The sequence below is a fragment of the Ruegeria sp. YKSF57 genome, from assembly GCF_059612585.1.
In genome coordinates this window covers 1-14,152 of sequence record NZ_JBXWQW010000045.1, presented here as the reverse complement: position 1 = coordinate 14,152, position 14,152 = coordinate 1, and the positions used below count along the sequence as shown (strand labels likewise).

Annotated in this window: 10 protein-coding genes; 2 read left to right on the top strand and 8 right to left on the bottom strand. The window is 56.1% G+C overall.

Translation table 11 applies throughout. The annotated features are described in order from the left end of the window. Positions 1–138 precede the first annotated feature (138 nt). Together AC2FLX_RS17340 and AC2FLX_RS17335 are read left to right on the top strand one after the other, a co-directional pair. Positions 139–2,556: a GcvT family protein gene (locus tag AC2FLX_RS17340; protein WP_496810932.1), complete on the top strand. Its 2,418-nt coding sequence runs from the start codon at positions 139–141 to the stop codon at positions 2,554–2,556. A 1-nt stretch (position 2,557) separates the two neighbouring features. Next, on the top strand, positions 2,558–3,904 hold the full coding sequence (locus AC2FLX_RS17335; RefSeq protein WP_496810933.1) for an MmgE/PrpD family protein: 1,347 nt from the start codon (positions 2,558–2,560) through the stop codon (positions 3,902–3,904). A gap of 16 nt (positions 3,905–3,920) precedes the next feature. Here the strand turns inward: AC2FLX_RS17335 and thpR are convergent, their stop codons facing one another. From thpR to AC2FLX_RS17295, 8 genes are all read right to left on the bottom strand, one after another. Further along, entirely contained in the window at positions 3,921–4,442 is a 522-nt protein-coding gene (thpR, locus tag AC2FLX_RS17330) for an RNA 2',3'-cyclic phosphodiesterase (protein WP_480750141.1), read from the bottom strand. A 6-nt stretch (positions 4,443–4,448) separates the two neighbouring features. Further along, entirely contained in the window at positions 4,449–5,186 is a 738-nt protein-coding gene (locus AC2FLX_RS17325; RefSeq protein ID WP_496746300.1) for a maleate cis-trans isomerase family protein, read from the bottom strand. Next, positions 5,183–6,250, bottom strand: a complete 1,068-nt coding sequence (locus AC2FLX_RS17320) for a pyridoxal phosphate-dependent aminotransferase (protein WP_496810934.1) — start codon at positions 6,248–6,250, stop codon at positions 5,183–5,185. Before AC2FLX_RS17320 ends, AC2FLX_RS17325 begins: the two co-directional genes overlap by 4 nt. Beyond that, positions 6,247–7,896, bottom strand: a complete 1,650-nt coding sequence (locus tag AC2FLX_RS17315; RefSeq protein ID WP_496810935.1) for a hydantoinase B/oxoprolinase family protein — start codon at positions 7,894–7,896, stop codon at positions 6,247–6,249. The genes AC2FLX_RS17320 and AC2FLX_RS17315 overlap by 4 nt, the downstream gene beginning before the upstream one ends. Further along, entirely contained in the window at positions 7,893–9,995 is a 2,103-nt protein-coding gene (locus tag AC2FLX_RS17310) for a hydantoinase/oxoprolinase family protein (protein WP_496810936.1), read from the bottom strand. Before AC2FLX_RS17310 ends, AC2FLX_RS17315 begins: the two co-directional genes overlap by 4 nt. A 213-nt stretch (positions 9,996–10,208) precedes the next feature. Next, complete coding sequence (locus AC2FLX_RS17305) at positions 10,209–12,083, bottom strand: hypothetical protein (protein ID WP_496810937.1); 1,875 nt, start codon at positions 12,081–12,083, stop codon at positions 10,209–10,211. A 299-nt stretch (positions 12,084–12,382) separates the two neighbouring features. Beyond that, positions 12,383–13,252, bottom strand: coding sequence for a flagellar motor stator protein MotA (gene motA, locus AC2FLX_RS17300; RefSeq protein ID WP_480750135.1), 870 nt, complete (start codon positions 13,250–13,252; stop codon positions 12,383–12,385). Positions 13,253–13,298: 46 nt separating this feature from the next. Beyond that, positions 13,299–13,898: a MotE family protein gene (locus AC2FLX_RS17295; protein WP_496810938.1), complete on the bottom strand. Its 600-nt coding sequence runs from the start codon at positions 13,896–13,898 to the stop codon at positions 13,299–13,301. Positions 13,899–14,152: the final 254 nt, after the last annotated feature.

Here is a 14,152-nt window from a genome sequence, read left to right as displayed (position 1 = left end):
TAAAACCAATTTCAGGAAAACCTGCTCTGATCCCGACCTTGGATGTCGGGATCAGAGCATACGCCGGGTTGCAACTGTGGCTGACTCCCTGAAAATTGCGATGGTCTGACATCGTTCAGGATTCAGGAGTAAAGCCCCATGAGAACCCACGCCCAAGCGGTCGTAATAGGAGGTGGCTTGGTCGGCTGTTCGATCCTGTATCACCTTGCAAAGCTCGGCTGGACAGACGTCGTCCTGCTGGAACGGGACGAGCTGACCAGCGGATCGACCTGGCACGCGGCGGCGAACATCCACGGGCTGCACGATAACAATAACGTCACCCGTATCCAGCACTATACGATGAACCTGTACAAGGAACTGGAAAAGGAAACCGGACAGGGTTGCGGAGTTTTTCAACCTGGCTCACTTTATCTGGCACAGACCGAAAACCGCGAACACCAGCTGCGCCTGCAGGAAGCCAAGGCGAAGTTCTATGGCTTGAACTTCTACGAAGTCAGCCGCGAACAGGCTATGGAGCTTCATCCGCTGGCTCAGTTCGAAGACATTCGTTGCATCATGTACGAACCCGATGGCGGCAATGTGGACCCGTCCGGTGTAACCATGGCCTACGCCGCAGGCGCCCGGAAGATGGGTGCTACGATCGAGCGGTTCTGCCCGGTTATCGGCACCGAACAACAACCTGATGGTTCTTGGATCGTGCGCACAGAAAAAGGCGACATCCACACGCTGTGGGTGGTGAATGCCGGCGGCCTTTGGGGTCGCGAAGTGGCCGCGATGGCCGGGATCGAACTGCCTCTGCAACCGACTGAGCACCAGTATTTCGTGACCGAGGCGATTGACGAAGTTGCCAATCTGGGCCGCCGTCTGCCCTCGATCGCCGACCGGGATGGCGAGTACTACTTCCGCCAGGAAGGTAATGGGTTGCTGATCGGGGCCTATGAGAAAGACATGCGGTTCTGGGCCGAAAACGGCACGCCACTGGACTTTGCGCATGACCTGTTTCCAGATGATTTGGACAGGATCATGGAAAACGTGATCCGCGCGACCGAGCGTGTCCCGGTTGCCGCCACCGCTGGCGTCAAGCGGGTGATCAACGGCCCGATGATCTGGTCTCCAGATTCGAGCGCGATCTGGGGCCCGGTCCCGGAACTGAAGAATTACTTCTGCTGTACCGGCATCATCCCTGGCTTTTCGCAGTCGGGCGGCCTGGGTCTGCTGGCCGCTCAATGGATGATCGAGGGCGAACCGCAATATGACATGTTTGCTTGGGATCTGGCCCGCTTTGGCGACTGGGCAGACAAGAAGTTCACCAAGGCACGAGTGGAGGATGTTTATACCCACCGCTTCGCCATCCATTTCCCGAACGAGGAACGCAGCGCGGGTCGCCCGGCTCGTGTGCGTCCGGCGTATGAACTGCAAAAGGAGATGGGGTGTGTCTTTGGCCTGAACTGTGGCTGGGAACATCCGCTTTGGTTCGCCGATCAGCCCGGAACAATCGAAACCAACGGTTTTACCCGCCAGAACTGGTGGGAGCCGGTGGGTCGAGAAGTAAACATGCTGCGCGAAAGCGTTGGCGTGATCGATATCTCGAACTTCGCCAATTACGTCGTTAAAGGGCCGGGAGCACATGATTGGCTGGATCGTCTGGTCGCCAATCGCGTACCAACGGAAATTGGTAGGTCTTGCCTGACACCTCTGATCTCGGTGCGCGGTGGTGTGGCAGGAGATTTTACCATCACCAAGGTGGAGGAAGACGAATACATGATGGTCGGCTCGGGTATGGCTGAACGCTATCATCAACGCTTCTTCAACATGGTGCCCTTGCCCGACGATACCACATTCGAGGTCGCCACAAACCGGATTGCGGGCTTTAACGTAGCTGGCCCGAAATCACGCGACCTGTTGCAACGGCTGACCAATGCAGATCTGTCGAACGAGGCCTTCCGGTTCATGCGATCGCAGACCATCGAGGTAGCCGGCGTAACCTGTCTTGCGATCCGGGTAAGCTTTACCGGTGATCTGGGGTGGGAGTTACACTGCAGCGATGAGGACCAGATAAGACTCTATTCGGCACTTTTGGAAGCCGCGAAAGAGTTTGGCGGCGGTCCGGTTGGTGGCCGGGCTCTGGGAAGCTTGCGGATCGAAAAGGGCTATGGCTCGTGGGGGCGTGAGTATTCTCAGGAGTACTGGCCACAAGAAGTCGGGCTGTCTGGGCTGATTAAGCTGGACAAGGACTTTCTGCACAAGAACGCCTATATGGCAGTCAAGGACAACGCCCCACGTGAGGTGCTATCGATCTTCGAGGTCGAGGCGGAGCACAATGCAGACGCAACTGGCGGCGAGCCGATCTTTACTCAAGATGGTCGGCCCGTCGGTCGGGTAACGTCGGGCGCCTACGGCTATTCGGTCGGAAAATCTCTGGCTATAGGGTATTCCAACCCGTCCGTTGCTGGGCCAGGAGATTCAGTCAAGATTTTCATTCTTGGCAAACCGCACAAGGCCAAAATCCTGAGTGAACCAATCTTTGACCCCGCCGGCTCACGCCTGAGAGGCTGACATGACCGACACTTTTTCCAAAGTTGCCGATTTCGTACTGAGTTGCCGCCCTGAAGACATGCCGGAAAACGCGCGGGACGCAGCCGCGTTGATGGCTTTGGACACCTTGGGTATTCTGATCGCTTCCGGCCCGATGGAGGCTGGGTTGATCGCACGGGATACTGCGGCGCTTTTATATGCTTCAACGGACGCCGCATTCAGCGCTCGAATGCCTTTTGATGGTCGTCGCGTCAGTATGGCGGGCGCTGCATACGCTGCTGCGACTCAGACCGACAATCTCGACGGGCATGACGGATACAATCCGACCAAGGGTCATATCGGGGTCGTTGTGATCCCCGCGCTTGCAGCATTGGCCGAGCGCTGTCCCGACCTTTTGGGTCCCGAGGCTTTGGCGGCAATAATCGTGGGGTACGAAATCGCGGGTCGGGCGGGTATGGCCTTGCATGCTACGGTCAGCGACTATCACACCTCGGGCGCGTGGAATGCGTTGGGTGTGGCCGCGATGGCCGCGCGCCTGAGGGGGCATACTGTGGATCAGCTGAGACAGGGGTTGGGTATCGCTGAGTACCACGGTCCGCGCAGCCAGATGATGCGCGAGATCGCCAACCCCACCATGCTGCATGACGGTTCAGGATGGGGCGCAATGGTTGGGATGTCAGCGGCAATCCTAGCCGAGCGCGGGTTTACCGGTGCGCCGGCGATTACAATCGAAGAAGAACGTGCCGCACTTTATTGGGCCGATCTGGGGCAGTTTTGGCAGATGGAACATCAATATGTGAAGCCCTACCCGATTTGCCGTTGGGCTCACGCCGCCATTGACGCCACCCGCGCTTTGATGATCGAGCATGATCTGGCTCACGAGCAGATCGCCGGGCTGCATATCAACAGCTTCCATCAAGCTGCCTGTCTTTATTCCGAGTTGCCAGACACAACCAGTCAGGCGCAGTATTCGCTGCCTTTTGCTGTGGCTGTTCAGGCAGTCCACGGTCGGATTGGGGTTGAGCACATATGCGGTGCAGGGTTGAATGACCCGGTTGTGGCCGGGTTCATGCAGCGCATCTCGGTAGCCGAAGCGACATGCCACAGCGAGCGGTTTCCGCAGGGGCGTTGGGCCGATGTTCAGATCACGACAATCGACGGTCAGGTACTAGAGTCGGGCGACACCCATGCAAGGGGTGGCCCCGAAGCCCCGATGAGCCGCGAAGAGGTGATCAAGAAGTACATGGAGTTTGCCTCTTCCGCTATCGGTACCGCCCGTGCTGCCGAAATTCGAGATGCCGTGTTGAGCCTCATTCATCCGACCAGCCGGTTCTCGGACGTGGCCGCCTTGATCTACGACGCGCCCTAAACCACCCTGCTATCCGTCAGTTTTCCGGCGCCAGCGGATACTCGGCAAGACATTCGTGCCGCGCTCCATCTGGCAGCAATGTCGAGGCATAGAGTGCAAACTGAGACACTTCCATTTCCGGATATTCCAAACCGGTTAAATCCGGAGGGTAGGGCGGCAAGCACCGCGTGGGTTTGAGGCGTAGAACCGTGACATGTGGACGAAAGCGTCGACGCGGCAAGAAGATGCCGGCGTGGCGCACAGCCGCCTGAACCCGACCATGCAGTGCATCAAGTCGAGGGTTTTCTTGCACCTTTAGATGCACAGACCAACCAAACTGGTCCAATCCCGTCAAAGTCACCGAAAACGGAGGCGCCTGAATAAGTTGCAAACTCTCGTGTATCGCCTCAAGCACTTCGTGGCTTTGATTGTCCAGAAAGGCGAGTGTCAGATGCAGATTTTCTGGCGGAACTACGCGCCCTACCCCAAGACGCCGTTGCAATCGGAGTAAGGCAGGGACGACGTCTTTCGCTACGGGTAGAGAAATGAAACAGCGCATCCCCGATCATAATCTGTCGAACAGGCGACCCGGCAACTGTTCATGTCGCGCCAGGTTCAGATGCTGCATCAGGCAGAACATCAGCGCCTGATTCGAGGTTACGACTGGCTTGCCCAGGGCAGCTTCGATCCGCTCGATGGCCTCAACAGAGCGCATGTCAGTGCAACTCAGCACGATTGCTTGTGCCTTGGGGTGGTCGGCCCGGCAGGCAAGATCAAAAACCTCGTCCGGTGCCAACTCACCTTGACCATAGTTACCCAGCTCGCGCCCGATATCAGCGCGGGCCACAGTTTCAATTCCGTTTTGCACAAGAAAATCTACTGCCTGATCGTTAATCGCTCCGACATAGGGCGAAGAGAAACCAACCTTCTTGACACTTAAGGCCTTCAACGCTGCTATCAGAGAACCGGCTGCAGTCATCGAGGCTGCGCCTGAACCTTCCTTGATCCGTTCCGCCAGATCTTCATCGAACGCCGGTCCATGTGTCAGTGTAGCCGAGGTGCAGCCATACAGAACCACCTGAGGCCGCACCCCCGAGATCATTCTCAGGTCGTGCTCGATATCCGAGGCTCCCAGCCCCGCCATCTGTTCGACTCCCGGGATCTCGTCAACGTCATAGCCGCCGAGGCGCTGGAAATGCAGTGTGACACCCGCTGGACGCATAAGTTCCAGATCGGGTTCCAGATTGGTGTTGGTGAAAGGGACCAGAACACCGATCTTGGCCAATGTGCGGGGATCAGTCATGACAAAACTTCTTTCAGAACGCTTCGAACCCGGTTCATGATTTCAGGCGCGCAGATTGTTGCCCGAAGACAATTCGGCAAGCCGTAACCCCCCATGCCGCGCATCAGCAGGCCACCGTCCTGCAAAGCGGCATCCGCACGGCGCGCAGCATCCACGCTATCAAATTGCACCAAGACGAAGTTGGTGTGGGATTGAGGCACATTCAGCCCTAACCCACGCATATCCGCGGCAAACCCGTCGCGCAGCGCGGCAGTGTTTGAAACGACTTCACACAATTGGGCTTGGTCACGCATTGCAGCAGCGGCCATAGCTTGGGACACGATCGAAACATTATTGGGATTCAACAGCTTTCGAACCTGTTCGGCAACTTCAGAGGGAAAGTAACCCCACCCCACCCGTGCTCCGGCCAAACCGTAAGCCTTGGAAAATGTACGAAGGATCACGGTATTGCCGAGGTCGATCAAGGCAAAAATCTCTGAAGGTGGCTGCCCGACATCGCAGAACTCCGCATAGGCCTGATCAACAATCAGCAAGACATCCTGCGGCAACGCGCGGCGCAGCCGCAGAATTTCGGCGTTCGGGATCAGGGTGCCGGTCGGGTTCCCCGGATTGCACAAAAAAACGACGCTAATACCGGGGCGACAGGAGGCGAGGATTTCGTCGACAGAAACAGTCATCGCGACCTCCCGAGCCAAGATTTGCTCAGCATTGGCTTGCCCGGCCGCTGTCCTGACAAAAGCATAACCGTACTGAGTGCTCAGCAGCGCTTGCCCGGGTCCAACGTAAGCGTGGACCAGACATCCAATAAGTTCCATCGAGCCGGCGCCGCACAATATGCGCTGCGGGTCCAAATCATGCGTTTCGGCGATTGCCGAGCGCAGTTCCGTCCAATCGGGATCGGGATAGAGGAGACTGTTCGAGAGCGCCCTCTGTCCCGCAGCAAGTGCAGCAGGGCTGACCGGAAATGAACTTTCGTTCTGTGCCATTGACACGGTGCCCGGCTTGCCCAGATCGGCCAAGGCGTATGGCGCCATTGTGGCGATGTGCGGCATCGGAGAAATCATAACCCATCTCCATAATGTTTTGCGCCTTCTAAGGTCACTAGCCCCCGTACCTTATCCAATGCCAGTGCATTCGGGTCACGCTGCGACGGCGGCCCGAAGCCGCCGCCGCCTGGAGTTTCAAAAATCAGGCGCTCGCCGGATTCAACGCGCAACTCACCCTTACCGGAAATGTCTTCCGTGCGTCCGTCGATTCGAATTCGACCAGGCGCACCGGGCAAACCGCCCTCACGCCCCAACGCCGGGAATTTCAAACGCTCGACAGACAGAAATACGACAAAAGGCGCATTATTGGCCGAGGTCATTTCGATCCTTTGACCCAGACCGCCGCGGTACTTTCCTGGTCCGCCGGAATCCGGTCGCAGTTCGCGCTTCCAAATCGTTACCGGAGCCACGCTTTCAGTGATCTCCACTTGGCTGCCATAGACACCCGATGGGTAGGCAGTAGCAGACAGGCCATCGGCATGTGGTCGGGCGCCGGTGCCGCCATTGTGGACTGGTTCGATGGCAAATTCACGCCCACCAATGGCCGCCACTTCGGGCGCGTGTCGCATGGGCAGGTCGAACATGCACGATGCACCTTCGGCCGGAACCTTGTCGGGCAGTGCCTGATGGAGGCAACCCAGAACCAGATCGGGCGTCACCTGTCCCAAAGTATGGCGCATGGCCACGGGCACCGGACGCTGCGCATTCAGGATACACCCCGGAGGGCCATCGACGGTGAAGGGCTCCAGTGAACCGGCATTGTTAGGAATGTCGGGACCCACGATGCATCTTAGCGCAAAAACCGTATAAGCCGTGGCATAATTGAGCGGAACATTAATCCCTTTTTTCGAACAGCCCGACGTGCCCGCAAAATCTACATGCATGCCAGTCTCGGATACGGTGAGCGTTGCGTGTAACTCCAGCTCTTTCTCATATCCGTCCATGCGCAGCATGTTGCGATAGACGCCAGTCGGAACCTCAGCGATGGCCTCCAGCGTACCGCGGCGGGACGTATCGATGATGTGCTGCCCCAGTGCATCAAGGTCGTCCAGACCGAACTCTTCCATCATGCTCTTTAAACGCTTCACCCCCGCTTCGCAGCAAGCGATGAGGGCATAAATATCACCCTCATTGGCGATGGGTTCCCGCGAGTTGGCGCGGACGATGTCCATCAACAAGGCGTTTAGTTCGCCTTGGTCGACCAGCTTGCACGGAGGGATTAGCAGGCCTTCATCATAGATATCGGACCCTTCCGGTCCCATCCCCAGACCGCCCAGATCGACCAGATGTGACGTGCAGGAGGTAAAGCCAACAACCCGCCCTTTGTGAAAGGCGGGCATCATCAGCAGAAAGTCGTTCAAGTGTCCCGAGGCCAACCAGGGATCGTTGGTCATGTAAATATCGCCCGGTTTCATGTTTTGAACCGGGAATCGCTCTCGCAGATGCATTACTGCTTCGGCCATTGTGTTGATATGGCCCGGTGTTCCGGTGACGGCCTGGGCCAGCATGCGACCCTGAACGTCGAATATTCCGGCAGAAATGTCACCACATTCCCGCACGATGGGTGAAAACGCAGCCCGTATCAACGTCTGACCCTGCTCTTCGACAACCGCCAAAAGACGGTTCCACATAACCTGCAGGCGGGTGGGGGAAAGGTCGGTCAATGGGCCGCTCCTTTTTCTTTCCGGGTCAGAACCAGATTGCCTATGGCATCAACCTGAGCGACAAAGTCAGCCGAAACGAGCGTTGTCGTCTGCGGCTCGGTGACAAGGGCGGGACCGATGATCAGGTCGCCCGGCTTTAGTACAGTTCGAGAAAATACTCCGGCTTGGACAATACCACCTCCAACGTCGCAATAGATTGGTCTTCTATCCGATGAGGAAATATTTTTCGTCTTTTTGAGTTTGGGTATTCGCGGAGCCGGAAGATTGGGTGTCGCTACGCGAACAGACCAGTTCAGGATTTCAATTTCCATCCCCGGCACCGGGCGTGAAAACTGTTGCCGGTACTCCGTTTCAAATGCCGTGCGAAGCGGTTCGACATCAAAGTCTTCCAGTGGTCTATCCGGCAACAGAATTTCGATCTCATGCCCCTGACCATGATAGCGCATGAATGCGCTGCGCTGGGTATAGGTAATCGAACCGGCCGCCCCTTGGTCGACGACAGCTTGAGCCTCCGCAATCATTTCGGAAAAAACCGCATTGATCGCCGGCATATCTATCTGATCTAGAAGGGAATATCGACTGCGGATGACTTCGAAACCAACCGGAGCGAAGAGAAATCCCACAGCAGACCCAACGCCGGGGCTGGAGGGGATCACGATGCGGTTAACGCCGGCAGCGCGGGCCACTCGGGTAGCATGCAACGGGCCATTGCCTCCAAAAGCAATCATCGTCCGCTCACCCAGATCCTTTCCTGATTCAACTGCGTGCATACGTCCTGCGCTGGCCATGTTGTCATCCACGATCCGAGTGACGCCGTCCGCGGATTGCAATGGATCGATCTCGAGGTTTTGTCCGATGTGACGCTTCAACGCGTCCCGCGCGGCGTCACTATCGACATGCAGCTTCCCTTCGGCAAAGCTATCCGCCTGGATATAGCCCAGAACAATATCGCTGTCGGTAACGGTTGGTTTGTTGCCGCCGCGACCGAATGCGACCGGGCCTGGCTCGGACCCCGCACTTTGGGGTCCCACCGTCATTCGCCCCAAACGATCCACCGCCGCGATCGAACCGCCACCGGCTCCGATTTCGATCATCTCGATCACGGGAATGCGGACCGGCATTCCGGACCCTTTGACGAACCGGGCCGCCCGCGCGATTTCGAACTGACGAGCAGTCTGGGGCCGGGCCTCGTCGATCAAACAAAGTTTCGCGGTGGTGCCTCCCATGTCGAACGATACGACCCGGTCCAACCCGGCTTGCGCCGCAATTCGGGCTGCGAGAATTGCGCCCCCCGCGGGACCGGATTCCACCAGGCGGATTGGAAACCTTCTGGCGCTGTCGAGCGAGCACATGCCACCGCCAGCTGTCATCATCAATATCGGGCAAACAATCCCTTCTGAGGCAAAACTCTTGGCGAACTCGTCCAGGTACGTCCGCATTAGTGGCAGGATAAACGCGTTGGCAACCGTCGTGCAGAGCCGATCAAACTCTCGCGCCTCTGGGCTGACATCACTTGACAGCGACACCGCCAAGTGCGGGAGCTTTTGTTGCAAAGCATCGCGCAACCTTCGTTCATGACTTGGATTGGCATAGGAGTGCAAAAGACAGATTGCCACCGCCTGGGCACCTGATGCTTCAATTTGCTCAGCCAATGTATCGATCGCATGCGCCTTGAGCGGAACCAGAACGCCACCATCTGCAGACGTGCGCTCCTGTATCGTCAAGGCGCGTTCGCGCGGAACCAGAAGATCAGGTTTTTCAAGGTTGATGTCATATTGTGCGTACCGCCGTTCATAGGCGATTTCCAGAATATCGCGAAACCCTTGGGTGGTTACCGTTACAACCCGTGCACCCCGTTTTTCAATCAGGGCGTTTGTCGCCAAAGTGGTTCCATGAATGAACCCTTTCACCTCTACCGGCTGACGCCCAGCCAAGGTTAAAACCCGCTGCACACCCTGCATCGCTCCTTGGGCTGGGTTGGTATGGGTTGTCAGCGTTTTAGCCGAGGCAAGGATGTGATCGGTCCCCTGAACCAGCACCGTATCGGTGAAGGTTCCACCAATGTCCACGGCCAGCCGCAGCACAGATTTTCCCGTCATTGTGTATTCCGTCTGTCGCGTATCAAGAAAAGCGAAGGTTTCATTCGCTCATATCGCGACAAGATCCGTACCTGTCGCCCGACGGTGAATTGGCTTTGGAATGATCCCAGTCATAGTAAAACGGTTGCACCGGGTCAGCGCACTTTCTGTTCCAAAGGCGACAGGTTGTTCAGTTAGCGACTTGCATTTGCGGCGAGTCGGACACTCAATAGACTAGTTTTTTTCCAGAGCATTCAGCATATCAGCGATGTCCGCGCGTTCTTGTTGACTCGCCTTCAACATAGTTCTTGCACTCGCCAATGGTGGTTCATCAGAAGACGGTTCCGCACTCCCCAGTTTTGCGGCCATTTCCGCCAGTCTGGAGTATTTCTCTGCGTCCAAATCTTGTGCCTGTGTCCAATCCTCGGACAGCCAAAGCAGGCGTGCCATCGCTTCGGTATCGCCAAGTCGCCTCAGGATTTCAACCGCCCGATCGGCATCTCCGACGTCCGAATAGGCACGAACCCGCAACCAGTCTGCAGCTTCACTTTCTTCACCGTCCAACTCCAACAACGATCTGTGCGGCTGTCCAATTCCCTGGGATACTCGCGCCAGTGTAGTCGAGTGTTTCGAAGGTTCTCGCCTTTGCCCGAGATACTTGGCAAAAGGGACGGCCGCGTGGGCAAATCCCATGTCTGTCAGCCGTTCGGCAATATCGGAGACCGTTTGACTGGACAACACGCCGATCTGATCGGTGGACAACCTCAGTACGTGGCGCAAAAAAGTCAAGTCTTCGGCGCGTTCGACCAGCAAGGTCACAACTTGATCAAGCGTTCGCACGTCTTCAGATTCACCCTTTCCCCCAACGATATTTGGCAACTTGGCAAATGATTGGTCAAACTGATTGTTCAAAGCCAACGCCAGAATATGCGTCAACGCCAGTTTCTGACCAAGTTCAGACTGGCGGTATTGCAGTGCAAAGGAGGCCGCCAACTCGACATCCTGCTCGGTCGCGGCGCTACGTTCAGCCCACCGTTTCTGAATTAGTTTGATCAGTGCGACCGGAGCGACATCAACCTGGCGCTCCGTTGTAGCGGCAGCTGACAAGAAAGCTTCCTCCTTATGGAGATCCCTCTCCACACGCGCCATCTCGCCCTTGGCCAAGTTCAGTTCCGCGCCGCCTGACAATCCCTGTCCTTCAATCAACGTCAGGACGCGCCGAGCCGCTTCAACCTTGCCTGCTTCGGCGAAAATTCTGGCCACGTCATCCGCGAAGAGGTTGCGCAAGTGATGCGGCAATCGGGCAAATGCCAATTCAATTGCGGGAAATCTGGCATCACTTGCCAGGAATCCATCGGCCAGTAACCCCCACAACGCTACTCCTGTGTCGCACCCTTGTTGGTTAGTAAATGGATGTGGCGGTTCCAGCGATTTGCCCTCAGTCAAAAAAGCCACTGCGGTGACAAACCGGTGATCTGAAATTTCGGTACTGGCCAGCTGCAATACCTGCTCGGCTTCGGCCCCAAAGCCAAAATAAGCGTAGATACGGGCAAGCTGCAGCGCTTGCTCCGAGTTTACCCGGTCAAACTCTGAATAGAGGCGCGACCGTGAATTCGCAATTTGATCGGCATATGGCGCCCCATCGCTCCATTGTTCAAATCCGAACTCAATGTCGTCAACGCAGTTCTGGTGTTGCGCTATCGAGCGTTGCTCCGTTGATATCGCGTCCAACTCGAGATCCAACGCTGTGGAGATCGATATATTGGACAGAGTAGAATCCACCAACAAGCCTTGTCCGATAGCCGCGGCGATGGTGTTGCGCGGGCCTATGCCGGCAAGATTAAGGTCGAGAACCTGCTGGTCGGCCCCTCGTATCAGCCTGGATGCCACGGCTGTTTCCGATCCGGCTCTCAGCTGAATCGCTTCTTTTTTGAGTGGCGGAAAAGACAACGGTGGTACGGTGTTTCCAAGGAGTTCCTCTTCACCAAACATGCTTGCAACGGCCAATACAGACGGCTTTTGCGGTAGAACGGAGGTGGTTTGTCTATCGGCATCTCCCGGCGCGATGTCCATCACGATCATTGTTTCGGCATGTAGAAAAGAATTCACGACACATTTGCATCCTAATTCCAATTCCAACGGCTTGCCCGGTTTTTCCTGTTTCAGTTCAGTCAGGCGTGTGCGGGAAATGCGTTTGAAAACCCCGCTCAGATCAAAAGTCACAGTGTCAAGTTCAACAGTTAATCTTGCCACATGCCCCTGCTGGTCCAGTCTCCACTCCGTTCCCGCGGGCACTGTAGCCACCAATCTAGTATATGCACCGTGTTCACCTGATTTCACGGTGACGGGTTCAGAAAACGCCGCAGAGGAAAGCAAAACCAACGCTACGAAACACAACAGTCCTCTCATCATGCCGCAGTCTTTTTGAGTTCCTTGAGCGCCTCTTCCAGGTCGGAAAACCCGGGCCGGTTGTGGGTCGGCGTATTCTGACGACCAACTTCAATGCACATGGCGGCGGTATGATTGTGCAGATTTGCAACGAGCACCTCTTTGATCAACTGGTAGAAATGGTTGTCTTCTTCGACGACGGCCTTCAGTTTTCCTGCAAAAGGCCCGACCAGCCCATAGGCCAAGAACACACCCAGAAAAGTGCCAACCAATGCGCCACCTATGAGTTTTCCCAGAATTTCTGGTGGTTGGTCGATTGATCCCATCGTCTTGATCACGCCAAGCACCGCTGCAACGATACCCAAAGCGGGCAATCCATCTGCCACAGTTTGCAACGCATGACTGGAATGCATGGCATGATGAAAGCTGGCTTCCATCCGTTTCTCCAGCACTTCTTCTACTTGGTGCGGATCATCGTAATTCATCGACGCCGACCGTAGTGTGTCGCAGATCAACTCCACGGCTTCGCGGTCGGCCTGTATTTTGGGATAGCTCGAAAATAAACTTGAGCTTTCAGGGTCCTCGATATGTTGCTCCAATTCGACCGGGTTGCTGCGGGCAATTCGGATAAGCGAAAACAGCAAGCACAAAAGATCGCTATAGTCCTGCGGCTTCCACTTCGGTCCCTTGAAGACCTTTCCGATATCCCTGACCGTGTACTTGACTGCGCTCATGTCGTTGCCGATCAGGAATGCCCCGACCGCGGCGCCTCCGATCATCATTATTTCAAATGGCAACGATTTCAGTATGATGGCCATTTTCCCACCGGCAGCTAGGTAGCCACCAAAAACCATCGCAAAAATCACGGCAATTCCGATGATTCCAATCACGTCCATACTGCCTTGAAAACGCTTGCCAACATCGTCGACCTGCCTGTTATTCTTTTGGCACAGCCGCGTTTCTCCCGGCTAAAACGACACTGATAGTATAGGCGGCTTGAGGGCTGAGGCCGGCCATCACCCCTGCAGCGTTTTCTGGGGCCATTCGCGCCAAAAAACCGGCAGCAAAAGTTGGGTCCATCTCTTCGAAAAGCGCAGCGGCCTCTTTCGGCTTCATATTTTCATAAACGCTCGTAAGCCGGGTCAGATCGTTTTCGGATGCGGATTCCGCAAATGCTAGTGTTTGCCTTAGTTTTTCTTCTGCCTCGATCAGTGCTCGAAGCCTCTTTTCAATTGCCTTGTCTGCAACCTCGAGCGCTTTCATCCGATCCTGATAGATGCGCTCTCGCCGCTCAAGCTCAGTTTCACGTCTCGAGAATTCCCGCAGAAGCAGACGTAACTCCTCGTCGCCTGTCTCATTCTCCGGGTTTACGGACAATTCGGGTGTTTCCGTCTGCTCAGATATTTCCCTAGCGAGCGCAGGCCCAGCTTCCATTGCAAATCGAATGATGGCCGAGCCTATCATCAGCACAGAAATCAGAAGAAGAGCGCCCCCTCGACCGTTAGTGGATTCGTTGTGCGGCACTACCGATCTCATGGTGCCGTTCCGCCCATTGTACGCCCATGACGAAGAAACATTAGCCCGGCCGGCGACGGTCCAACTTCGTGAGTGATCGGCACCTCATTCCGACCGTCTTGCTTATCACCCTCGGGAATAACTGATGGCGTGAGTTCGCGCCTTGTCCGTCGTCGGGGATTTTGGGACAGATGGCTGCCTGAGCTAAGAGAGGATCTGGCGCATCTGTTTGGTTTGATTATGCGGCGGATTTTCGGTGAAGCAAGCGCCGGGTT

Coding starts and splice junctions, on each gene's coding strand:
- AC2FLX_RS17340 (WP_496810932.1), top strand. CDS start 139: ATGAGAACCCACGCCCAAGCGGTCGTAATAGGAGGTGGCTTGGTCGGC.
- AC2FLX_RS17335 (WP_496810933.1), top strand. CDS start 2,558: ATGACCGACACTTTTTCCAAAGTTGCCGATTTCGTACTGAGTTGCCGC.
- thpR (WP_480750141.1), bottom strand. CDS start 4,442: ATGCGCTGTTTCATTTCTCTACCCGTAGCGAAAGACGTCGTCCCTGCC.
- AC2FLX_RS17325 (WP_496746300.1), bottom strand. CDS start 5,186: ATGACTGATCCCCGCACATTGGCCAAGATCGGTGTTCTGGTCCCTTTC.
- AC2FLX_RS17320 (WP_496810934.1), bottom strand. CDS start 6,250: ATGATTTCTCCGATGCCGCACATCGCCACAATGGCGCCATACGCCTTG.
- AC2FLX_RS17310 (WP_496810936.1), bottom strand. CDS start 9,995: ATGACGGGAAAATCTGTGCTGCGGCTGGCCGTGGACATTGGTGGAACC.
- AC2FLX_RS17295 (WP_496810938.1), bottom strand. CDS start 13,898: ATGAGATCGGTAGTGCCGCACAACGAATCCACTAACGGTCGAGGGGGC.